The organism is Agrobacterium sp. 5Ca39 (assembly GCF_055382365.1).
Map to the genome: position 1 here is coordinate 587,603 of NZ_AP026436.1, position 18,936 is coordinate 606,538.

Annotated in this window: 24 protein-coding genes; 20 read left to right on the top strand and 4 right to left on the bottom strand. The window is 62.4% G+C overall.

Annotated elements, in window-relative coordinates; translation table 11 throughout:
• Nucleotides 1-31 precede the first annotated feature (31 nt).
• The gene (locus tag ACZ47E_RS02875) at nucleotides 32-1,132 is read right to left on the bottom strand and encodes a saccharopine dehydrogenase family protein (protein ID WP_278067308.1); all 1,101 of its coding nucleotides are present in this window, start codon (nucleotides 1,130-1,132) and stop codon (nucleotides 32-34) included.
• A gap of 123 nt (nucleotides 1,133-1,255) precedes the next feature.
• Here ACZ47E_RS02875 and ACZ47E_RS02880 point away from each other — a divergent pair, with 123 nt between their 5' ends.
• On the top strand, nucleotides 1,256-1,687 hold the full coding sequence (locus ACZ47E_RS02880) for an Lrp/AsnC family transcriptional regulator (RefSeq protein WP_278067309.1): 432 nt from the start codon (nucleotides 1,256-1,258) through the stop codon (nucleotides 1,685-1,687).
• A 230-nt stretch (nucleotides 1,688-1,917) separates the two neighbouring features.
• Here ACZ47E_RS02880 and ACZ47E_RS02885 read toward each other — a convergent pair whose 3' ends face one another.
• Nucleotides 1,918-2,286, bottom strand: a complete 369-nt coding sequence (locus ACZ47E_RS02885) for a winged helix-turn-helix transcriptional regulator (RefSeq protein ID WP_004440721.1) — start codon at nucleotides 2,284-2,286, stop codon at nucleotides 1,918-1,920.
• A 143-nt stretch (nucleotides 2,287-2,429) separates the two neighbouring features.
• On the opposite strand from ACZ47E_RS02885, the gene ACZ47E_RS02890 reads away from it, so the two are divergent.
• A complete protein-coding gene (locus ACZ47E_RS02890; protein ID WP_184285349.1) occupies nucleotides 2,430-3,269 on the top strand; it encodes an SDR family oxidoreductase in 840 nt (279 codons plus the stop codon).
• A 23-nt stretch (nucleotides 3,270-3,292) separates the two neighbouring features.
• Here the strand turns inward: ACZ47E_RS02890 and ACZ47E_RS02895 are convergent, their stop codons facing one another.
• On the bottom strand, nucleotides 3,293-4,933 hold the full coding sequence (locus ACZ47E_RS02895; RefSeq protein WP_278067503.1) for an alpha/beta hydrolase: 1,641 nt from the start codon (nucleotides 4,931-4,933) through the stop codon (nucleotides 3,293-3,295).
• 341 nt (nucleotides 4,934-5,274) lie between these two features.
• Between ACZ47E_RS02895 and ACZ47E_RS02900 the strand changes: the two genes are divergently transcribed.
• From ACZ47E_RS02900 to ACZ47E_RS02950, 11 genes are all read left to right on the top strand, one after another.
• On the top strand, nucleotides 5,275-5,802 hold the full coding sequence (locus ACZ47E_RS02900; protein WP_278067310.1) for a hypothetical protein: 528 nt from the start codon (nucleotides 5,275-5,277) through the stop codon (nucleotides 5,800-5,802).
• A complete protein-coding gene (locus tag ACZ47E_RS02905) occupies nucleotides 5,799-7,058 on the top strand; it encodes a DNA-packaging protein (RefSeq protein ID WP_072494175.1) in 1,260 nt (419 codons plus the stop codon). The genes ACZ47E_RS02900 and ACZ47E_RS02905 overlap by 4 nt, the downstream gene beginning before the upstream one ends.
• A gap of 557 nt (nucleotides 7,059-7,615) precedes the next feature.
• On the top strand, nucleotides 7,616-8,254 hold the full coding sequence (locus ACZ47E_RS02910) for a lysozyme family protein (RefSeq protein WP_278067311.1): 639 nt from the start codon (nucleotides 7,616-7,618) through the stop codon (nucleotides 8,252-8,254).
• A 58-nt stretch (nucleotides 8,255-8,312) separates the two neighbouring features.
• A complete protein-coding gene (locus tag ACZ47E_RS02915) occupies nucleotides 8,313-8,621 on the top strand; it encodes a Dabb family protein (RefSeq protein WP_034496266.1) in 309 nt (102 codons plus the stop codon).
• Nucleotides 8,622-8,859: 238 nt separating this feature from the next.
• Complete coding sequence (locus tag ACZ47E_RS02920; RefSeq protein WP_004440739.1) at nucleotides 8,860-10,026, top strand: phage portal protein; 1,167 nt, start codon at nucleotides 8,860-8,862, stop codon at nucleotides 10,024-10,026.
• 187 nt (nucleotides 10,027-10,213) lie between these two features.
• The gene (locus ACZ47E_RS02925) at nucleotides 10,214-10,534 is read left to right on the top strand and encodes a DUF6107 family protein (RefSeq protein ID WP_003509186.1); all 321 of its coding nucleotides are present in this window, start codon (nucleotides 10,214-10,216) and stop codon (nucleotides 10,532-10,534) included.
• A 28-nt stretch (nucleotides 10,535-10,562) separates the two neighbouring features.
• Nucleotides 10,563-11,153 (top strand): HK97 family phage prohead protease, encoded by a 591-nt coding sequence (locus ACZ47E_RS02930; RefSeq protein WP_004440741.1) that lies wholly within the window; start codon nucleotides 10,563-10,565, stop codon nucleotides 11,151-11,153.
• A 31-nt stretch (nucleotides 11,154-11,184) separates the two neighbouring features.
• Nucleotides 11,185-12,453 (top strand): phage major capsid protein, encoded by a 1,269-nt coding sequence (locus tag ACZ47E_RS02935; RefSeq protein WP_125270415.1) that lies wholly within the window; start codon nucleotides 11,185-11,187, stop codon nucleotides 12,451-12,453.
• Between the two features lie 170 nt (nucleotides 12,454-12,623).
• Entirely contained in the window at nucleotides 12,624-13,193 is a 570-nt protein-coding gene (locus ACZ47E_RS02940) for a head-tail connector protein (protein ID WP_037091540.1), read from the top strand.
• 3 nt (nucleotides 13,194-13,196) lie between these two features.
• Nucleotides 13,197-13,538, top strand: coding sequence for a phage head closure protein (locus tag ACZ47E_RS02945; protein ID WP_244405112.1), 342 nt, complete (start codon nucleotides 13,197-13,199; stop codon nucleotides 13,536-13,538).
• Nucleotides 13,535-13,930: a DUF3168 domain-containing protein gene (locus ACZ47E_RS02950; protein ID WP_004440751.1), complete on the top strand. Its 396-nt coding sequence runs from the start codon at nucleotides 13,535-13,537 to the stop codon at nucleotides 13,928-13,930. Before ACZ47E_RS02945 ends, ACZ47E_RS02950 begins: the two co-directional genes overlap by 4 nt.
• Before the next feature lie 6 nt (nucleotides 13,931-13,936).
• Here ACZ47E_RS02950 and ACZ47E_RS02955 read toward each other — a convergent pair whose 3' ends face one another.
• The gene (locus ACZ47E_RS02955; protein WP_278067504.1) at nucleotides 13,937-15,136 is read right to left on the bottom strand and encodes an MFS transporter; all 1,200 of its coding nucleotides are present in this window, start codon (nucleotides 15,134-15,136) and stop codon (nucleotides 13,937-13,939) included.
• Nucleotides 15,137-15,225: 89 nt separating this feature from the next.
• Here ACZ47E_RS02955 and ACZ47E_RS02960 point away from each other — a divergent pair, with 89 nt between their 5' ends.
• The 7 genes from ACZ47E_RS02960 (at nucleotide 15,226) to ACZ47E_RS02990 (ending at nucleotide 18,924) form a co-directional block, all read left to right on the top strand.
• Nucleotides 15,226-15,633 (top strand): phage major tail protein, TP901-1 family, encoded by a 408-nt coding sequence (locus ACZ47E_RS02960; protein ID WP_004440755.1) that lies wholly within the window; start codon nucleotides 15,226-15,228, stop codon nucleotides 15,631-15,633.
• Nucleotides 15,633-15,992: a gene transfer agent family protein gene (locus ACZ47E_RS02965; protein ID WP_004440758.1), complete on the top strand. Its 360-nt coding sequence runs from the start codon at nucleotides 15,633-15,635 to the stop codon at nucleotides 15,990-15,992. The genes ACZ47E_RS02960 and ACZ47E_RS02965 overlap by 1 nt, the downstream gene beginning before the upstream one ends.
• Nucleotides 15,989-16,234: a rcc01693 family protein gene (locus ACZ47E_RS02970; RefSeq protein ID WP_072494180.1), complete on the top strand. Its 246-nt coding sequence runs from the start codon at nucleotides 15,989-15,991 to the stop codon at nucleotides 16,232-16,234. The genes ACZ47E_RS02965 and ACZ47E_RS02970 overlap by 4 nt, the downstream gene beginning before the upstream one ends.
• Nucleotides 16,235-16,278: 44 nt before the next feature.
• Complete coding sequence (locus ACZ47E_RS02975; RefSeq protein ID WP_004440761.1) at nucleotides 16,279-16,860, top strand: phage tail tape measure protein; 582 nt, start codon at nucleotides 16,279-16,281, stop codon at nucleotides 16,858-16,860.
• 113 nt (nucleotides 16,861-16,973) lie between these two features.
• Entirely contained in the window at nucleotides 16,974-17,612 is a 639-nt protein-coding gene (locus ACZ47E_RS02980) for a TIGR02217 family protein (RefSeq protein ID WP_037091534.1), read from the top strand.
• On the top strand, nucleotides 17,609-18,493 hold the full coding sequence (locus tag ACZ47E_RS02985; protein ID WP_278067312.1) for a DUF2163 domain-containing protein: 885 nt from the start codon (nucleotides 17,609-17,611) through the stop codon (nucleotides 18,491-18,493). Before ACZ47E_RS02980 ends, ACZ47E_RS02985 begins: the two co-directional genes overlap by 4 nt.
• Entirely contained in the window at nucleotides 18,490-18,924 is a 435-nt protein-coding gene (locus tag ACZ47E_RS02990) for an NlpC/P60 family protein (protein ID WP_174150801.1), read from the top strand. The genes ACZ47E_RS02985 and ACZ47E_RS02990 overlap by 4 nt, the downstream gene beginning before the upstream one ends.
• Nucleotides 18,925-18,936: the final 12 nt, after the last annotated feature.

Here is an 18,936-nt window from a genome sequence, read left to right on the forward strand (position 1 = left end):
CCGGTATGACGGATAAACTGAGGCCGGTAGCTCACCCCACCCGAGCCAGTGGCTCATGTGCGCCATAATACCGGCCGAACCGGTTATCGAGGAACTTGGGCAGGTCCACTTCCTCCTGGCGCACGAAGCCCTTCTGCGGCAGCGTGCCTTCGGCAAGCAGATCGAGAACCGTGCAGATGCCTGAGGCGGTTGTGATCTGGATGGCGCTCATCATCCGGCCGGAAACGGGACCGGCATAGACCTTGTTGGCGTAGGTTTCCTGCAGGAAGCGGCCGTTACGGGTGCCGCAGACGGTGACGAAGACGATGACCACATCCTGCATGGTGCCGGGAAGGGCGTTCTCGAACAGGTCCTTTAGCACATCGCGGCGATTGCGCAGGTTGAGATCGTTCAGCAGCGCCTTCATGATCGCGACATGGCCGGGATAACGGATGGTGCGGTAATTCATCGTCCGCACCTTGCCTTCCAGCGTGGCGCAAAGCGTGCCGAGACCGCCTGACGTGTTGAAAGCCTCATAGGTGACGCCATCGAGCGAGAATTCTTCACGCTCCTCAAGCGCCGGAACGGCGGTGAGGCGGCCTTCGACGATCGCTTCGCAGGGCTCGATATATTCGTTGATCAGCCCGTCCGTGCTCCAGGTGAGGTTGTAGTTGAGCGCATTGGACGGATATTGCGGCAGCGCGCCGACGCGCATACGCACGCTGTCCAGCTTGTCGAACTTGCCGGCAAGATCGGCGGCGACGATGGAAATGAAGCCGGGCGCGAGGCCGCATTGCGGGATGAGCGCCGTCTCCGCCGTTTCCGCCAATGCCTTGACCTTGCGGGTGGATTCCACGTCTTCGGTCAGATCGAGATAATGCGTGCCGATGGCAACGGCCGCTTCGGCAATGCCCGCCGTCAGGTGGAAGGGGGCGGCGGACAGCACGGCGAACTTGCCTTTTAGCAGTGCTTCCAGCGCCGGACGATCGGTGATGTCGACGATCTCGGTGTCGACGCGTTCGTGAGCAGGCACATTGGCCAGCTGGTCGGCCGAGCGATCGGCAACCGTGATGCGATAATCGCCTGTGGCGGCCAGCATCCAGGCGATGGCCGAGCCGATGTTGCCCGCACCTATGACGACGATGTTTTTCATGTTTTGTTCCCCGCAGAAAAATTCGTAGGGCACAATCATATTGCGGTTTTACTGCGATTCGGAGCTTCACTATGTGCAGATCGCTCGTTATTATTGAACGATAAGACGACAGGATTGATCACTATGACGATCACTGACAAGGACCGGGCGCTGCTGGCGCTGCTTTCCGAAAATGCCCGCATGCCGGTGGCGGAACTGGCGCGCAGGCTCGGCTTTTCGCGCACCACGGTGCAGGCCCGCATCGAGCGCCTGGAGGCAGACGGCGTGATCGCGGGTTATGGCCTCAGGCTTTCTGAAAGTTATCTTTCCGGGTTGGTGCGCGCGCATGTGCTCATCACCATCGGGCCGAAGGCTCTGCCGGCGGTGACTGCGGCGCTTGCCGCCATCAAGGAAGTGACGACGCTGCATTCGGTGAGCGGCACATTTGACCTCATCGCCATTCTGGCCGCCCCTTCGATCCTCGATCTCGACCGGCTGATCGACCGCATTGGCGCCTTGGACGGCGTAGAGCGCACGCTGTCATCGATCATTCTGTCGACACGGATCTCGCGGTAGGAAGCGTTTGAAAGAGTGGAAGATAAGCGAAACCCACTTCCGTCATGCCAGACTTGATCCGGCATCCAGTCGCTGCGCGTCTGCGCGGGGAACAGAGTCTTTTCAGCCCATGGACTTGGGCTGGCTGGACACCGGATCAAGTCCGGTATGACGGAAGCGATGGTCTGCAAAACGAAACAACAAAGGATTGCCACTCCTATGTTTCTCTCGCTACGCGAAAGCGAAGCCGTCTAAACCACCGTCCGCTCATCATAAGCCTTCTGTGCCGCCATCACCGCGTCCATATTGCCCTCCGCCCAATGGGCAAGCGCCGCCACGGTGTCCGTCAGCGTGCGCCCCAGCGGCGTCAGTGAATATTCGACTGTGACAGGAACCGTTGGAAAGGCCTGCCGCGAAATCAGCCCGTCACGCTCCAGCTTCTTCAGCGTCTGCGACAGCACCTTCTGCGATATGCCCTTGATCTCGCGCCGTAACAGGTTGAAGCGAACGGCATCACGCCGCAGCTTGTCGAGGATCAGCAGCGCCCATTTGTCGGCGATCCTGTCCAGCACCATGCGTGTCGGGCAGCGGTCCTCATAAACGTCATAGATATTTGCCATCGATTTCACCCTGTTGTTTCAAGGCCATACCGGTTTCCGCGAGGAAACCAGCTAACCGAAAAGTGCTCTCTTTTCATGATCTCTCTAACGCAGTATCTGTGTTTTCGAAACATGGTTTCCATTAGATACTAAGGAGATTTGAGATGGCAGGCAAGATACTCGTGATCGGTTCAACCGGCACCATCGGCACGCCGCTGGTCAGGGCACTGGTGGCCAAGGGCGAAAGCGTGAAGGCGGCGTCGCGCAGTGGCAGGGCGTCGGACGGCGCGGAAGGGGTGCGTTTTGATTATACCGACGCATCGACTTATGCGGATGCCTTCGACGGTGTTGACCGCCTGTTCCTGCTTCTTTCCGGCGGGCGTCTGGATGCCATCGACGCGCTGACGCCCGTTGTCGAGGAGGCCGCACGCCGGAAGGTGAAGATCGTGTTCCTCAGCGTTCTCGGCGTCGATGCCGACGATTCCATTCCCTATCGCCAGATCGAGCTGAAGATCATCGCGTCAGACACGCCTTACGTCATCCTGCGTCCCAACTGGTTTGCCGATAATTTCCACAGCTACTGGAAAGCCGGCATCGACCACGGCCAGATCGCCGTTCCGGCGGGCGAGGGCAAGTCAAGCTTCATCGATGTGCGCGATATCGCCGATAGCGCCGCCGCCGCGCTGACATCCACGGCCTTTGACGGCAAGGCCTTCAATCTGACCGGACCAAGGGCAGTTGGCTATGGCGAAGCGGCAGCACTGATTTCGCAGGCTATCGGCAAGCCAGTGTCTTATGCCGCCGTTTCGGACGAGGTCTTTATCGGCATCCTCACGGGTGCAGGTGTGCCGCAGGACTACGCGTCCTTCCTCGCCTCGATCTTCTATCCCGTTCGTGAGGGCTGGACCGCGGTGGTGACCGGCGACGTGGAAACGCTGACCGGCCATGCGCCGCGTTCGCTGGAGACCTATATCGCCGACAATCTGGACCGGCTTAAAGGCTGAGACTCAACGAGAGCCCGCCGCGCTTAAGCCGGATCGGTGGAGCCGCGGCGGGCCTTGAAGAACATCTTCAGCCGCTGGATATCCTCGGCATTCCAGCCCTGCGGCGCCGTCACCTCCGTCCAGGCATCGATGTAATGTTCCGGCGCATAGACATGGCCATATCCGATCGGCGCCGTGGTGGCGGCAGCAACATCGAGGCCGAGCTGCAGCAGGGTGACGACCGGGAACCAGCGGAAGGATGTGGAAACGTCTGGCCCGTGATGCACCATCCATTGCGGCCGCCGGTAAAGCGAGGCGGCTTCGAAGAAGGTGATGGGGTCGCTGGCATATTGCAGATAAACGATCCGCATCGGCCCCCAGGTCGCATCAGGCATATGCGCGGTGGTATATTGGTTGGCGAAGCGGATGACGGAGGAATCGCGGAAACGCGGCAGCCATTCCGGCGTACCCTTCACCCGGCCATTGGTGGCCATGCGCCATGTCGGGCTGGAAAAAGGAGGGCCGCTCCACAGCGCGCCCTGAAAGGGATCGGAGAGCACATCGTAAAGATCGGAGGACTTCTGCGAGTTGAGCGAACCGAGGCTCAAGCCGTGCAGATAAAGCCTCGGCCGCTTTTCCTTCGGCAAGGTGGTCCAGTAGCCATAAACGGCTTCAAACAGAGCGCGCGCCGTCTCGACGCCGTAATCCGGCTCCGTCAGCAAGGCTATCCAGCTTGAGAGATAGGAATATTGCACGGCAACGCTGGCGATATCGCCGTCATGCAGATACTCGACGGTATCGAGCGCTTCCGGATCGATCCAGCCGGTGCCGGTGGGGATGACCACCAGGAGCACCTTGCGTTCGAAGCCGCCGACACGTTTCAGTTCCTCAAGCGCCAGGGATGCCCTTTCATCCGGGGTCGAGGCGGAGTTCAGGCCTGCATAGACCCGGAGCGGCTCCTTGGCCGGGCGGTGGGTGAAGGCGGAGATGTCTGCGCCACGAGGGCCTTCAGCGACAAATTCGCGGCCGCGACGGCCGAGCGATTCCCATGTCATCAGCGAGGCGCTGCTGCCGGTCTTGAGCGGATCGGACGGGCGCGGCACATCGGGTTCGATCAGCGCATCCACCTGTTTCAGCGAGGAATCGGCAAATCTGAGGCCGATGTCGAAGATCAGCCCGTTGAGCAGCATCCAGGACAGAATGATGGCCGCGGCGATGCCGAGCACATTGGCCAGCCGGCGCGGCAGGAAATGCCGGCTGCGCGTCGCAAAGAAACGGCGGATCAGCTGGAACAGCCGGCCGGCGCCGATGAGAATGGCAGCCACCAGTATGGCGATGGCGCCTGTCTTGGTGGGGTGCGCGCTGGGGAGCGGATCGAGCTCCATCAGCACGCGAATGGAGTTCTGCCAGTCTTTCGCCTGCCACAGAAACGCAATCGCCGTAATCGCGGCGGCAAGCGCAATGAGAAACCGAACGCCGCGGACATTATGACGCGAGGGTTCAGGCAGCTCCAGATAAGCCCAGATCGCATGAAGGGCGACGCCGATCATGTAACCGATCGCGAAAGAAAACCCGCACAGCACACCTTGCATCAGCCATGTTCGCGGCAGGAGCGATGGTGTGAGAGAAGCGCAGAAGAGAACCGTGCCAAAGACGATGCCGGTTGCTGAAAGACCCGCAAACAACCGCTCAACCCATTGTTTTACCAACTTGACTTGTCCCTTCTACTCACCGCCTGATGCTAAGTGTAATATGTGACGGACGAGGGTGCAAATCCCGTGATCAGGATAAAAATCACAGAAATAGGAAAATAATCCTTTACACCGTGACGGTGGTTTGATAGTGTTTGGCTATAGTCGGAGATTTGCGGCTGAACGGCAATGGTTGTCTTTGGGACTGCCCGTAGCGCTTTCTTCACCACCGCGTTCCTGTGCTTGTCACAGGAATGAGGGTGAGTGAGGTGCAAGCAAACTTGCCTTGTTCGCGGGCTCCTCTTTATTTGTTCTTTCTCTCGCAGGCCAATCCCATGACAACGTCCAGCAATTGCGATCCGGCGCTCTACAGCGTCTGGCCGGAAACGCCCGCCTATGCGGCTGACGACATGTCGGAAGCCGCGCCCGAGACGAAGTCGCGGGCCGACAGGCTGGCCGCCGAAGATGCGGCGCGCAACGGCAGCCTGCGGCAATTGCTGAATGAGCTGACGGAGGAGATGCGCGAGCAGTTCTGCCTGTACCGCAATCTCCGCCAAGTGAGCGAAGCGGCCTTTCTGGCGACGGCGGAGGATGCTTCGGGCAAGCTGGCGCGCGCCGATGTGAAGGCTGCGACGGACCAGCTTTCGCTGATCGTCCGCACGCTGGAGCGGATCGACGCGTTGCAACGGGTGCTGGCGGAAGAAAGGGAAGCTCTTTTCAGCGAAGACGAAACCGAGGTCGGGGACTACGAAGCGGCGGTGGCGCATTTCCTCAATCGCATCGATGAACTGGCTGAACAGAAATGCCGCGCAAAGATGGCAACCGATCCCGCTTGCAGCCCCTTCGCAGAAACCGACACATGACGGATATGTCGACCGGACCCCATCTGCCGGCGCAGGTCTTCAACCTTCTGCGCGACTGGCGTTTCATCGGCAACCTGCCGCAGCAACCGCCGGAGGGCGACTGGCGGACATGGCTTCTGATCGGCGGACGCGGATCCGGCAAGACCCGCGCCGGGTCGGAGTGGGTTCACGCCGTCGCGTCCGCCGGCAGGCAATCGGATTTGCGCATCGCGCTGGTTGCCGAAACGCTGGGTGACGCCCGGGAGGTGATGATCGACGGCATTTCCGGCATTTGCCGTATTGCCCGCCGCCATCGTCCCGCCTTCGAGGTGTCGCGTCGGCGGCTGCTTTGGCCCAACGGGGCGATGGCGCAGGTGTTCTCATCGGAAGACCCGGAAAGCCTGCGCGGGCCGCAGTTCCACATGGCCTGGGCGGACGAGCTGGGCAAATGGAAATATCCACAGGAAACCTGGGACATGCTGCAGTTCGGCCTGCGTCTGGGTGAATTGCCACGACAGCTGGTGACGACCACGCCACGGCCCATTCCATTGCTGAAGGCGCTTCTGGCCGATCCTTCGAGCCGGGTGGCCCGGATGCCGACGGCCATGAACGCGCGGAACCTTTCTCCCGGTTTTCTGAAAGCCATGCAGGACCGCTACGGGGGCACGCGGCTCGGCCGTCAGGAAATTGGCGGCGAACTGATCGATGAGCGCGAGGGCGCGTTATGGAAACGCGCCGATCTGGAAGCGATCGTTGAGGTTGCGGCTGCGCCGCTTTCGCGGATCGTGGTGTCGGTCGATCCGCCGGCCGGCAGTGGTGAAAATTCCTGCTGCGGCATCGTCGTGGCGGGACTGGGCATGGCCGGGCGTCTCACGGTGCTTGCGGATTGCTCGGTGGAAGGCGAGACGCCGGCCGGCTGGGCTCGCGCCGTCGTCGCCGCCTTCCGCCGCCACGAGGCTGACCGCGTCGTGGCAGAGGTCAATCAAGGCGGCGAGATGGTGCGCGCCATGCTGCAGAGCGTAGAGGCCAACCTGCCGCTGACGCTGGTGCGGGCAAGCCGCGGAAAGTTCGCCCGCGCCGAACCGGTCGCCGCGCTCTATGAGCAGGGAAGGGTGCGCCACGCCGCGCGATTTGAAAAGCTTGAGGACCAGATGACGGATTTCGGACCGGAAGGCCTGTCGACCGGGCGCTCGCCGGACAGGCTGGACGCACTCGTCTGGGCGATCACTGCGCTGACGACGATGGTGACCAGCGAACCGAAGGTGCGGGGGATGTGAGATGGTGATTTAGTGGCTCCAGAGACCTAGAGCCAATAACGCCTCAAGCGTGCCGCCTGTTTCTTCTTCCGTTGGGCAGAAGGATTGCAGCGCGGGATCAAGAGGCAATGGTCAAAATGTGCCGCGAGAGCATGGATGTCAGCACCTTGCCCCGTCATCTGACCCTTGGGGCCATCTTCTCCCCAGCGGGGAGAAGAAAAAGTGAAGTACCCGCCCGATTTCGGGCGGCGGGCAAATATTATTTCTTCGGAGATTGCGCCGGCTTCGGCTGGGAGCCGGTTTCACGCATCTGGCGCCACTCGTTTTCGAGACGGTCATAAACGGTCTGGGGGATTGTCGCTGTCATGGTGGCATTCCTCCTTGAATGGTTAACGCTGCAGGATTGCGCGGTAAATGGAGTTAGCGCGCTAAGGTTCCGGAATTCAAGGAATTTTTTACTCCAAAACCCCGGTCCGAGGATTAAAATCGATTAAGGTTTTTTCAAATCGATTTAGTCCTGACGGACGTCAGGGGTCATGAACCCCAAGTCATATCAAGTGTCATATCAGGAGCAGGCCATGGTCTTTGACGAGGCGCGATTCGTCGCGTCGGTGCGGAAATCCCTGTTCGGCGGGCGGCTGCAGACGGCGCAGCTTGCCGGGATGAAGACGATCCTGTCGGGCTTTGCGACGGCGCTGCCCGGCGGCGATCCCCGGTGGCTGGCTTATATGCTGGCGACTGCTTTCCACGAGACCGCGGCAACCATGCAGCCGGTGCGCGAGACTTTGGCGACAACCGATGCCGAAGCGATCGCACGGCTCGACCGCGCCTTTGCCGCCGGCCGTCTGCCGATGGTCCGCAGGCCCTACTGGCGGCGTGATGCGGAAGGGAAAAGCTGGCTGGGACGCGGCTTCGTTCAGCTGACCCATCGCCGCAATTATGAGACCATGTCAGTGCTGACGGGGGTGGATCTAACCGGCCGCCCCGAGCGCGCCATGGAAGCGGACGTGGCGACGGCTATCCTGATCCGGGGCATGGTGGCCGGCAGCTTCACCGGCAGACGTCTTGCGGATTTCTTCGATGCAGAGCGCGAAGACTGGGATGCGGCGCGCGCCATCATCAATGGCAGCGACCGGGCCAGCCTGGTGGGCAATTATGGGCGCGCATTTCATCGGGCGCTTCTTGCGGCGCGGATTGAACCGGCGCGGCCCAGGTGATAACCCGTTACGCAGCGCCGAGAAGGCCGCCTTCGAATTTCGCATGACAGGTGACACCGTGATCCGCCATATCGTCTTTTTCACCGTTCCCGAGGAAAACCGCGACGCCGTCCGCAAGGGCCTTTCCGGCCTTACCGCGATTCCGCATGCGCTGACGCTGGAAATCGGCGAGAATGTGAAGAAGGACCAATGGGGCAATTCCGTCGATTTCATCGTTTATGGCGAGTTCGAAAACGAGGCGGCGCTGGCGGCCTACAAGGCCGATCCCGCCTATGATCTTTCCACCCGCACGGTGAAGCCGCTGCGGGAAACCCGCGTCGCCGCCGATTTCGACAGCGATACGGCAGTAAAAGCACCGATCCGGTAACGGTTCGGTTCAGCTTAGCAAGTGACGGGCATCTGCCCGTCGTCTGCCGAGAGCCGGCGAAAAAATCTTTTTCCGTTTGGGCTTTGAGTCCCGGTATCCCTTATTTCTGTGCCTGTCGCAGGAAACCAGCCGACGCGTGTCTGCGCGACGACAAGACTCTCTTCGGCCCAAAGAGCTGGGCTGGCTGGTTCCCTGTGACAAGCCAGGGATGAGGAACATCACAAACAAGGACACCGTCATGCGATTTCCCTTTTCCCTGCCGCGCAAGCGCCCGGCGGATGGCAACGCCATGCCCGAAAACCGGAAAATGGCTGGCGGCTTCATGGCCGTGGCCATGCAGGGCGGGCAGGCCTTCTGGTCCGGCCGGTCCTATGCCGCGCTTGCCCGTGAGGGTTTCATGAAGAATCCCGTAGCCCACCGGGCTGCCCGCATGGTGGCGGAAGCGGCCGCGTCGGTGAACTGGCTGCTTTACGACGGCGATGACGAGATAGGCGATCATCCGCTGCTGGCGCTTCTGGCGAGGCCGGGCGCGCACATGGGCGGGCCGGATTTCTTCGAGGCGCTTTATGGCCACCTCATGCTGGCCGGAAACGCCTATGTCGAGCCGCTTGTGATCGGCGGGCGGCTGCGTGAACTGCATCTTCTCCGGCCTGACCGGCTCAGCATTGTCGAAGGGCCGGATGGCTGGCCGGCGGCTTATGATTACCGCGCCGAAGGCCGGGCCACGCGGCGCATCGCCGCCGAGCGGGACGGGCTGGGGCTGCTGCATCTCAAACTGTTCCATCCGCTGGATGACCGGGTGGGGTTCGCGCCGCTCGCCTCCGCCGGCGCGGCGCTTGATCTCCACAACGCGGCCAGCCAGTGGAACAAGCGCCTGCTCGATAATTCCGCCCGGCCTTCCGGCGCGCTGGTCTATCAGCCGCGTGAAGGCGGCAATCTTTCCGCCGAACAATATGAACGGCTGAAGCGCGAGCTGGAGGAGGGCTATCAGGGCGCCATGAATGCCGGCCGGCCGCTGCTTCTGGAGGGCGGGCTGGACTGGAAGGCGATGGGACTATCGCCGCGCGACATGGACTTTCTGGAAGCCCGCAACGGCGCGGCCCGCGATATCGCGCTCTCACTCGGAGTACCGCCAATGCTGATCGGCATTCCCGGTGACAATACCTATGCGAATTACCAGGAAGCGAACCGCGCCTTCTATCGCCTCACCGTGCTGCCGCTCGTCAACCGCACGGCGGCGAGGCTTTGCGGCTGGCTTGCGCCGATCTTCGGCGTGGGCCTGCGACTGGAAGCCGATCTCGATCGGATTGCCGGGCTCGCGGGCGAGCGGGACGCGCTCTGGACACGCATCGGCGCAGCCTCGTTCCTGAGCGACGAGGAAAAACGCGAGGCCGTCGGTTATTGAAAGGACGGCGTTTCTTTCGCTTTGACGGTTCAAGCATTGTCTGAAGAAGCGGATTCTCTTTGTGAGCTCATCCGTCCAAGCGATTCCGAAGATTCGTAAAATCACCCGGTGCAGGCGCGCAGGAAGCGGCTGCGTGCGACGCGGCGCGTCCGCCCGATGACAACATCCTAGAACGGAATGATTACCCATGTCTGAATTCGCCAATGAGGCCGGCATCTGGGCCGCCCGCATCACCGGCGCCGTGGCGGGCGCGGGTGTATCGCTCGTTTATCTCCTGCCGAAAAGCAAACGCGAGGCCGCGAGCCGTTTTATCACCGGCGTCTCCTGCGGCATGATCTTCGGCGGGCCTATCGGCCTGTGGATCGTGCAGCAGCTTGATATTGCCGGTGCGCTCTCCGGTCGCGAAATCATGGTGGCGGGTTCCGCCGCCGCCAGCATGGGGGCCTGGTGGGGGTTGGGCGTGCTGGTGCGCATCGCCGACCGTTACAGCGCCCGCCCGCGCGCCTGATATTCCCCTCACATCGCAGGAGTTACCCATGCACGCCTATCGCGGGCCGCGTCCCGCCACGCGTAAATTCGCCAATCTGGAACTGCGCGGCATTGCCGGCGACGGCACTTTTTCCGGTTACGCCAGCGTCTTTGGCGAGATCGATCTCGGCCGCGATGTGATCGAGCGCGGCGCCTTCCGCCGCTCCATCGAGGAGCGCGGTGCGTCCGGTATCCGCATGCTCTACCAGCACGATCCGGCCCAGCCTATCGGCGTCTGGCGCACCATCCGCGAGGATGAGCGTGGCCTTTATGTCGAGGGTATCCTCACGCCCGGCGTCGCCCGGTCGAGGGAAGTCCATTCGCTGATGAAGACCGGCGCTCTGGACGGGCTGTCCATCGGTTTCCGCACGGTTCGTTCGAGTAGGGAAGGGCGTTCCGGCAAGGCGGCCCGCGCCGGCGTCCGGCGCATTCTGGAGGCCGATCTCTGGGAGATCTCCGTCGTGACTTTTCCGATGCTTCCCTCGGCTCGCGTCTCCGATGTCAAGCATGCCCGCTTCTTCCGCGACCGCGACACCGAACTGGTGCGCAGCATGCGCCGTGCCGCCCGTTCGCTTTTCGATACCGCCTTCAAACGCTGATTTCCGGACAAACCGCAACAAGGAAAACCACATGACAGAGCAGACAACGACACCGGCCCCGATGACGGTTGCGCCGCAGTTGAAGGCCGTCCCCGATACGATGACGGCCGCCTTCGACGAGTTCATGGAGGCCTTCGAAGCCTTCCGTGAGACCAACGATCAGCGGCTTGCCGATATCGAACGCAAGATGGGGGCTGATGTCGTGACCCGCGACAAGCTCGACCGCATCGACAGGGCGCTCGACGACAACCGCAGGCTCATGGACGATCTGGCTTTGAAGAAGGCGCGGCCCGCGCTCGGCCGGAAGGACACGCTGTCGCAGGATGCCGAAGAGCACAAGACCGCTTTCGAGGCCTATATCCGCCGGGGCGAGGAAGCCGCGCTGCGCGATCTCGAGGCAAAGGCCTTTGCCGGCTCGGCCGGGGCGGACGGCGGCTTTCTTCTTCCGACCGAGACGGATGGCGAGATCGGCCGGCGCATGACGGCGATTTCGCCTGTCCGGGCGCTCGCCACGGTGCGACAGGTTTCCGCTGCCGTGCTGAAAAAACCCTTCGCCGCCGGCGGGCTCGCCACCGGCTGGGTTTCGGAAACGGCGGCGCGCCCGGAAACGGCGACGCCGAAACTGTCGGAGCTTTCTTTCCCGACCATGGAGCTTTATGCCATGCCTGCCGCCACCCAGGGCCTGCTGGACGACGCGGCGGTCGATATCGAGGCGTGGATCGCATCCGAGGTGGACATCGCATTCGCCGAACAGGAGGCGGCGGCTTTCGTTGGCGGCGACGGCATCAACAAGCCCAGGGGGTTCCTCGCCTATACGACCGTTGCCAATAACGACTGGAGCTGGGGCAATATCGGTTATGTCGCGACCGGCGTATCGGCGGGCTTTTCCTCCGCCGGTCCCATGGACGTGCTGCTCGACGCCATCTATGCGTTGAAAGCCGGCCATCGCCAGAACGGCACCTTCCTGATGAACCGCAAGACGCAGGGTGCGCTTCGACGCTTCAAGGACACGACCGGCGCCTATCTTTGGCATCCGCCGGCTGCCGTCGGTCAGCCCGCCTCGCTGATGGGCTTTCCGGTGACGGAAGCCGAGGACATGCCCAATGTGGCGGCCAACAGCTTCGCCATAGCCTTCGGGGATTTCCGCGCCGGTTACCTCGTTGTTGACCGAACCGGCGTCCGCATCCTGCGCGATCCCTATTCGGCCAAACCCTATGTGCTTTTCTACACCACCAAACGCGTGGGCGGCGGCGTGCAGAATTTCGAGGCGATCAAGCTGGTGAAGTTCGGGGTGAATTGAACCTCGACGGTGCCGCGCGTTTCTTCTTCCCGCCAATGCCCGACAGGGCAGATGAGGGGGCAAGCTCACGGTTTACTCTGACCCTTGCCCCCTCAACCCGCTGCCGCGACCTTCTCCCGGCGGGAAGAAGGCGAAAGACGCAGCCGCTCGCCCTAATCTCCGGAGACCCCATGACCTATGCCCTCATCCATCCGCCGCAGGCGGAGCCGTTGACCCTTGCCGACGTCAAGGCGCATCTGCGTCTCGACAGCGGTGACGAGGACACCTTGCTTGCCGCGTTGATACGCGCGGCCCGCGAGCATCTGGAACGCACCACCGGGCTGTGCCTCCTGCGCCAGACCTGGCGGCTTTATCTTGATCGGTGGCCCGAAACGGGCGTGATTCTGATTGGCAAGACGCCGGTGCAAGCCATCGAAACGATTCTGGTTTTCGACGGGCAGGGGCACGCGGCAGACATCACCGCCACCGAAAAGCTGCTCGACGGCGCGGCGCGGCCGGCACGGCTCTGGCTGCGCGAACCGCCGGCCCCGGAACGGGAGCTGAATGGCATCGAGATCGATTTCACCGCCGGTCATGGCGAGGCCGCGACGGATGTGCCCGATACGCTGAAACGCGCCATGCTGATGCATGTGGCGCAGATGTTCGCCTTTCGCGGCGCCGTCGCGCCGGAAAACCAGCCGGCCGCCGTTCCGGCTGGTTATGAGCGGCTGGTGTCTCCTTTCTGCCGTCTGGGGCTTTAGGCCATGAACCTCGTCTTTCTTGATCCTGGCAGGCTGACGGCGCGACTGGAACTGGAAGTGCGGTCGGAAACGCCTGATGGACAGGGCGGCGCCGCCGAAAGCTGGAAGGCCGTGCGCGCGTTGTGGGGCGCCATCGAGCCGGTTTCCGAAGCCTCGCACGAGCGGGCTTCGGCCGAGGGGGCGACGATTACCCATCGTGTCTGGCTCGCCTGGCTCAACGACATCGACATCGGCACCGGGATGCGCTTTCGCAAGGGGGCGCGCATCCTCAACATCCGAACGGCGATGGATCCCGACGAAACCCGCCGCTTCATCGTCTGCCGTTGCGAAGAGGAAAACCGATGAGCGCCGCGAACCCGCTTCTTCAGGCGATCGTCGCAAAGCTCGCTGGCGATGCCGAATTGGCAGACCTCAACCCCGGCGGCATCGTCGACCGGCTTCTGACGCGTGGCCTTTTGCCATGTATTGTCTTCGACGAGGTCGAGACCCGCGATTATTCGACGGCGACGGAAAGCGCGGAGGAGCATTTTCTGACGCTGCAAATCTGGGGTGATGCCAATCGCCGCAGATCCACGGGTGAGATCGCCGCAAGGGTAAAAGCGCTGCTTGATGACGCCGCGCTGCCGCTCGTCGGCTTTTCGCTCGTCAACATGCACATGCTGTCCAGCCGCTCCCGCCGTGAGGCGAAGTCACGGAACTTCGTCCTTGAAATGCGGTTCAGGGCGGTAACGGAATGAAGGGCCTTACGCTTTCTGGCCGGCCACGGTTTTCCACAGCAGGATCAGCAGCAGCAGCGAAAGGGTGATCAGGATGGAAGCGATGCCAAGCATCGCCGCCACACCGCCGCGATCGAGCGCCATGCTGAAAATGACAGGTGCAAAGGCGATGGCTAGATTTTGCGGAAGCGAAATCCGTGCGGCCTGAAGGCCGTATTGCTGCGGAGAAAACACTGCAAGCGGCAGAACGGCGCGGCTGACCGTCAGCACACCCGCGCCAAAGCCGAACAGGGCGATGAAGCCGGCAAAGGCTGGTATGGCCGGAGAAAAGACGAGCAGGACCAGAAAGGATGTCAGCAGAAGACAGAGGCCGATCAGGCAGGTGATGAAGGGATTGCCGCGTTTTCCCAGCAGGAAATCTAGCCCGCGCGCGGTAATCGCCAGCACGCTGCGCACCGATGCCAGCTGGATTGCGAGCGCTTGCGATGCGCCTGAATGCACGAGAAGCAAAGGCAGAAGCGGCGAGAAGCCAAAGGCGGTGAAGGCGCTGAGCGTGGTCATTGCCGCCAGAAGCAGGAAGGCGCGCCGCGTATCCAACGGCGAGGCCGGGATTTCACCAGGATGCGGGCCCTGAACTGGATTGCCGCCCTTTCTCTTCGGAAGAGCGAAGAGGTAAAGCGGCAGAAGCAGGAACAGCTGCAGACAGCCGTAGAGGATGAGGGTGCCGCGCCAGCCGAGATGCTGCTCCGCAAAGGCTGTAACGGGCAGGAACACGGCCGCCGAAAGGCCGGTAAAGACCATCAGCAGCGTCAGGGATCGACCGCTTTCCGCCCCGACGCGCTCCACCACGGCCGTGTGTGCCGCCGTTGTCAGCCCGCAGGCGCCGGCAAAGCCCATCACCGCCCAGCCCAGCAGATAGCTTGTCACGCCGCCTGCAAAAGCAAGCAGCGCGAAGCCGCAGGCAAAAAGCAGGGTGCCGCTGACCAGCACCGGCGCTGCGCCGTGGCGCACAAGCATCCGCCCGAGCAGCGGCCCGCAAAGCGCACTGATGGTCATCATCACGGTCAGGCCCGCAAAAACGACTTCGTTGGCGATGGCGAGTTCGCTGCCCATTCGTGGACCGAGAATGGCCAGCATGTCGAAACCGGAACCCCAGCTGACGACCTGCCCAAGCGCCAGCACGCCGATAAGGCGTGTACGGAACGTCGGGGAAGCAGCATCGGACATGGCAAGATCGCACAATGCGAGGGCAAGGAACATTTTTAGTCGCAGGCCCGCAACACCCTGCAACCGCAATCGAAACGGAAGGAAACAGGATGGTGGCGCAGAAGGGCAAGGATTTTCTGCTGAAATTCAACAATGCCGGAACATATGTCACTGTTGCCGGGCTCAGAACGCGGCGGCTGGCCTTTAACGCCCAGGCGGTGGACGTTACCGATGGGGAAAGCGTCGGGCGCTGGCGCGAGTTGCTGGCGGGTGCCGGCGTGCAAAGGGCCGCGCTGACGGCGTCAGGCATATTCAAGGATGCGGCGAGCGATGCGCTCGTGCGGGGCGCGTTTTTCGCGGGCACCATTCCCGGTTGGCAGATCGTCATACCCGATTTCGGCACGATTATCGGGCCGTTCCAGATCGTGGCGCTGGAGTATTCCGGCCGTCACGATGGCGAAGTGCAATTTGAGATCGCGCTGGAATCGGCCGGTCTTTTGACCTTTGGAGCGCTGTGATGCCGCAAGGGTTGCGTTATGGGCGGGCGAACCGCCATCGCGGCGAGATCGAAGCGCTGTTCGACGGCGAGAGGCGCATATTGTGCCTGACGCTCGGCGCGCTTGCCGAGCTCGAAACCGCCTTCGAAGTCGATGACCTGACAGCGCTTGCCGAACGTTTTGCGAGCGGACGCATGAAGGCCACCGACATGATCCGGGTGATCGGCGCGGGGTTGCGCGGCGCCGGCAATGTTTTTTCGGATGAGGATGTTGCCAGCGCCACGGTGGAGGGCGGCATTGCCGGCCATGCCGCCATCGTCGCCGAACTTCTGACCGCCACCTTCGGCGGTTTGAAAGGGGAGACGCCGCGGGACCCCTGAATGCCGCAGCAGGCGATGCGACGCCGCGCCCCTTTCCCTGGGATGCGGTTCTCCATGCGGGTTTCTGCCTGCTGCGGCTTTCTTCCGAAGTTTTCTGGCGGCTGACGCCCAGAGAGTTTTTCGCCATGACGGGCGGCGTGCGCTCCGGTTCACACGGCCCGGATCGACAGGAGATGGAGGCGATGATGCGGCGTTTTCCCGACAGGGACGCATCCGATCATCGCTTCGTGAAAATCTTTTAATTCAAACACTTGAAGCTCCAGTTTGAATCGGAAAGGCAGGTACGATGGCGGGTGAAGGATCGATCGCGGAAAATCGGGAGGAGGCGGAAGCCCTGTCCGAAGTGATGGGCGATCTCGAACGCCGCTCCGAACGGTTCGGAGCGGCGCTGACGTCTGCACTGCAGGCGGCAACGACAGGCGGCAAAGGGCTGGACGATGTGCTGCGCGGCCTTGGGCAGCGGCTGTCGGGCATCGCGCTCTCCGCCGGGCTCAAACCCTTTGAGGCCATGATTGGCAATGCCGTCGGCGGGTTGTTGAACGGCGGCGGCTCGCTCTTCGCTTTCGCCGACGGCGGGATGCCGGGGCGCAGCGTCACGCCTTTCGCCGAGGGTGGTGTCGTCTCCAGCCCGGCGTTTTTTCCCATGGGCGGCGGGCTTGGCCTGATGGGAGAAGCAGGGGCGGAAGCCATATTGCCTCTGAAGCGCGGCCCGGATGGTGCACTCGGTGTTGCGGCGCCTTCCGCCGGCGGCGGGTCCCAGATCATTTTCAACGTCACGGCGACGGATGCGGCAAGCTTCCGCAAAAGCGAAGGCCAGATTGCCGCAATGCTGGCGCGCAGCGTCGGGCGCGGCCAGCGTGGATTGTAATATGCAGACCTTGTCCCTGTCCCGACCGGCCTGCCGAGCATGGACAAACCGCGAAGGATGAGGGCCTGAGGCCGGCACACCCCGAACAGCGAAATGAATCCAGGAACAACGACATGGTGGCATTTCATGAAGTGCGGTTTCCGCTGCGGCTGGCGCTCGGTGTGAGCGGCGGCCCGGTGAGACGGACCGACATCGTCAATCTTTCCAATGGGCGGGAAAGCCGCAATCAGCGCTGGCGAAATGCCAGGCGTGCCTATGACGCCGGCTCGGGCATCCGCTCGCTCACCGATCTCTATGAGGTGCTGGCCTTTTTCGAAGCGCGGCGCGGCGAGCTTTACGGCTTTCGTTTTCGCGATCCCGTGGACTTCAAATCCTGCCCGCCGGGAGACACGCCGGCATCGACCGATCAGAGGATCGGCGTGGGTGATGGCGTCACGGTGCGGTTTCAACTGGTCAAGACCTATGCCGATGCAGGTGGTTTCTTCACCCGCCGGGTGGAAAAGCCTGCCGAGGGCTCCGTCCTCGTATCGGTCGAGGGTGTGCCCGTATCCGCTTCGGATGTGTCCTGCGATTACGCGACCGGTATGGTGACATTCGGTTCCGGAAAGGTTCCGCCCGCCGGTGCGGTGGTCCGTGCCGGCTATGAATTCGATGTACCGGTACGGTTCGCGACCGACCGCATCGACATCAACCTCACCGCCTTCGAAGCCGGGCGAATTCCCGCCATTCCGCTGATGGAAATCCTGCCATGAAAACGATCGCTCCCGCCCTTGCCGGGCATCTTGAAAGCGATGCCACGACCACTTGCCATTGCTGGAAAGTGACGTTGAAGGATGGCGCCGAAATCGGCTTCACCGATCATGACGAGGCGCTTTTCTTCGCCGGCACGGCCTTTCTGGCCGCCAGCGGTTTTTCGGCCAGCGATAATGACAGCGAAACCGGGCTCGGCGCCGGCGCAGGTGAAGTGGCAGGCGGTTTTTCCAGCGAGGCGATTTCGGAAGAGGATCTTGCCGCCGGCCGTTTCGACGGAGCGAGAGTGGAGCTTTACCTCGTCAACTGGCAGGCTCCGGAAGAGCATGTGCTTCTCTCCCTGCGCGAGATCGGCGACGTAGCCCGGGCGGGCGGGTCCTTTCGCGCCGAGCTGCGCAGTTTCGCCCATCGCCTCAGCCAGCCGCAGGGGCGGGTTTATGGACGGCGCTGCGATGCCGCGCTGGGAGACGCACGCTGCGGCGTTGCTATGGCGCGGTTCACCGGCAATGGCCGGGTGGTGGCGGTGGACGCGGCCGGCAATCTCGTCGCAACCGGGCTCAATGCTTTCCCGGATGGTTTTTTCAACGGGGGAAAGGTGCATTTTCTCACCGGTCCGCTTGCCGGGCGCGGGTTCGATCTCGATGGTCATGAGCAGCGCAATGGCGGCGCGCTTCTTTCTTTCTGGCTTCCACCGGATGAGGCACCGTTGCCGGGAGACAGCTTTTCCGTCACGGCCGGTTGCGACAAGAGCTTCGCCACATGCAGGCATACATTCGCCAATCAGCTGAATTTCAGGGGCTTTCCCCATCTTCCAGGGGCGGATTTCGCCTATTCTTATGCCAGCGGCGGTCACACCCACGACGGCGGGGCCTTGTTCCCATGAGCGAGACGGGAGATAAGGTGCTGGCGCTGGCCGAGCCGTGGATCGGCACACCCTATCGGCATCAGGCGTCGCTAAGGGGCGTTGGCTGCGATTGTCTCGGCCTGATCCGAGGCGTCTGGCGCGAACTCTACGGCAGCGAACCGGAACTTCCGCCGCCCTATGCGCCTGACTGGGCCGAGCGCTGTGGTGAGGACCGGCTGATGGCGGCCGTGCAACGGCATTTTCCCGGCGTTTCGGGCCTGGACGGGGCAAAGCCCGGAGACCTGCTGCTGTTCCGCTGGCGGGCCGATGCGGCGGCCAAACATCTCGGCATCCTCGCGGAATCCCGGCATTTCATCCACGCTTATGAGCAGGCGGCGGTGGTGCGTTCCGCCTTGGTGCCATGCTGGAAACGGCGCATCGCCGGCATTTTCCGCTTTCCCGATCCCTGAGATTTTTTGAGG

Bases quoted from the DNA above. Each gene is read 5' to 3' on its own strand.
- ACZ47E_RS02985 (WP_278067312.1), top strand. From the start codon at position 17,609: ATGAAAACGATCGCTCCCGCCCTTGCCGGGCATCTTGAAAGCGATGCC.
- ACZ47E_RS02990 (WP_174150801.1), top strand. From the start codon at position 18,490: ATGAGCGAGACGGGAGATAAGGTGCTGGCGCTGGCCGAGCCGTGGATC.
- ACZ47E_RS02875 (WP_278067308.1), bottom strand. From the start codon at position 1,132: ATGAAAAACATCGTCGTCATAGGTGCGGGCAACATCGGCTCGGCCATC.
- ACZ47E_RS02900 (WP_278067310.1), top strand. From the start codon at position 5,275: ATGACAACGTCCAGCAATTGCGATCCGGCGCTCTACAGCGTCTGGCCG.
- ACZ47E_RS02940 (WP_037091540.1), top strand. From the start codon at position 12,624: ATGACCTATGCCCTCATCCATCCGCCGCAGGCGGAGCCGTTGACCCTT.
- ACZ47E_RS02890 (WP_184285349.1), top strand. From the start codon at position 2,430: ATGGCAGGCAAGATACTCGTGATCGGTTCAACCGGCACCATCGGCACG.
- ACZ47E_RS02980 (WP_037091534.1), top strand. From the start codon at position 16,974: ATGGTGGCATTTCATGAAGTGCGGTTTCCGCTGCGGCTGGCGCTCGGT.
- ACZ47E_RS02925 (WP_003509186.1), top strand. From the start codon at position 10,214: ATGTCTGAATTCGCCAATGAGGCCGGCATCTGGGCCGCCCGCATCACC.
- ACZ47E_RS02965 (WP_004440758.1), top strand. From the start codon at position 15,633: ATGCCGCAAGGGTTGCGTTATGGGCGGGCGAACCGCCATCGCGGCGAG.
- ACZ47E_RS02955 (WP_278067504.1), bottom strand. From the start codon at position 15,136: ATGTCCGATGCTGCTTCCCCGACGTTCCGTACACGCCTTATCGGCGTG.
- ACZ47E_RS02920 (WP_004440739.1), top strand. From the start codon at position 8,860: ATGCGATTTCCCTTTTCCCTGCCGCGCAAGCGCCCGGCGGATGGCAAC.
- ACZ47E_RS02950 (WP_004440751.1), top strand. From the start codon at position 13,535: ATGAGCGCCGCGAACCCGCTTCTTCAGGCGATCGTCGCAAAGCTCGCT.
- ACZ47E_RS02935 (WP_125270415.1), top strand. From the start codon at position 11,185: ATGACAGAGCAGACAACGACACCGGCCCCGATGACGGTTGCGCCGCAG.
- ACZ47E_RS02975 (WP_004440761.1), top strand. From the start codon at position 16,279: ATGGCGGGTGAAGGATCGATCGCGGAAAATCGGGAGGAGGCGGAAGCC.
- ACZ47E_RS02885 (WP_004440721.1), bottom strand. From the start codon at position 2,286: ATGGCAAATATCTATGACGTTTATGAGGACCGCTGCCCGACACGCATG.
- ACZ47E_RS02910 (WP_278067311.1), top strand. From the start codon at position 7,616: ATGGTCTTTGACGAGGCGCGATTCGTCGCGTCGGTGCGGAAATCCCTG.
- ACZ47E_RS02945 (WP_244405112.1), top strand. From the start codon at position 13,197: ATGAACCTCGTCTTTCTTGATCCTGGCAGGCTGACGGCGCGACTGGAA.
- ACZ47E_RS02880 (WP_278067309.1), top strand. From the start codon at position 1,256: ATGACGATCACTGACAAGGACCGGGCGCTGCTGGCGCTGCTTTCCGAA.
- ACZ47E_RS02960 (WP_004440755.1), top strand. From the start codon at position 15,226: ATGGTGGCGCAGAAGGGCAAGGATTTTCTGCTGAAATTCAACAATGCC.
- ACZ47E_RS02905 (WP_072494175.1), top strand. From the start codon at position 5,799: ATGACGGATATGTCGACCGGACCCCATCTGCCGGCGCAGGTCTTCAAC.
- ACZ47E_RS02930 (WP_004440741.1), top strand. From the start codon at position 10,563: ATGCACGCCTATCGCGGGCCGCGTCCCGCCACGCGTAAATTCGCCAAT.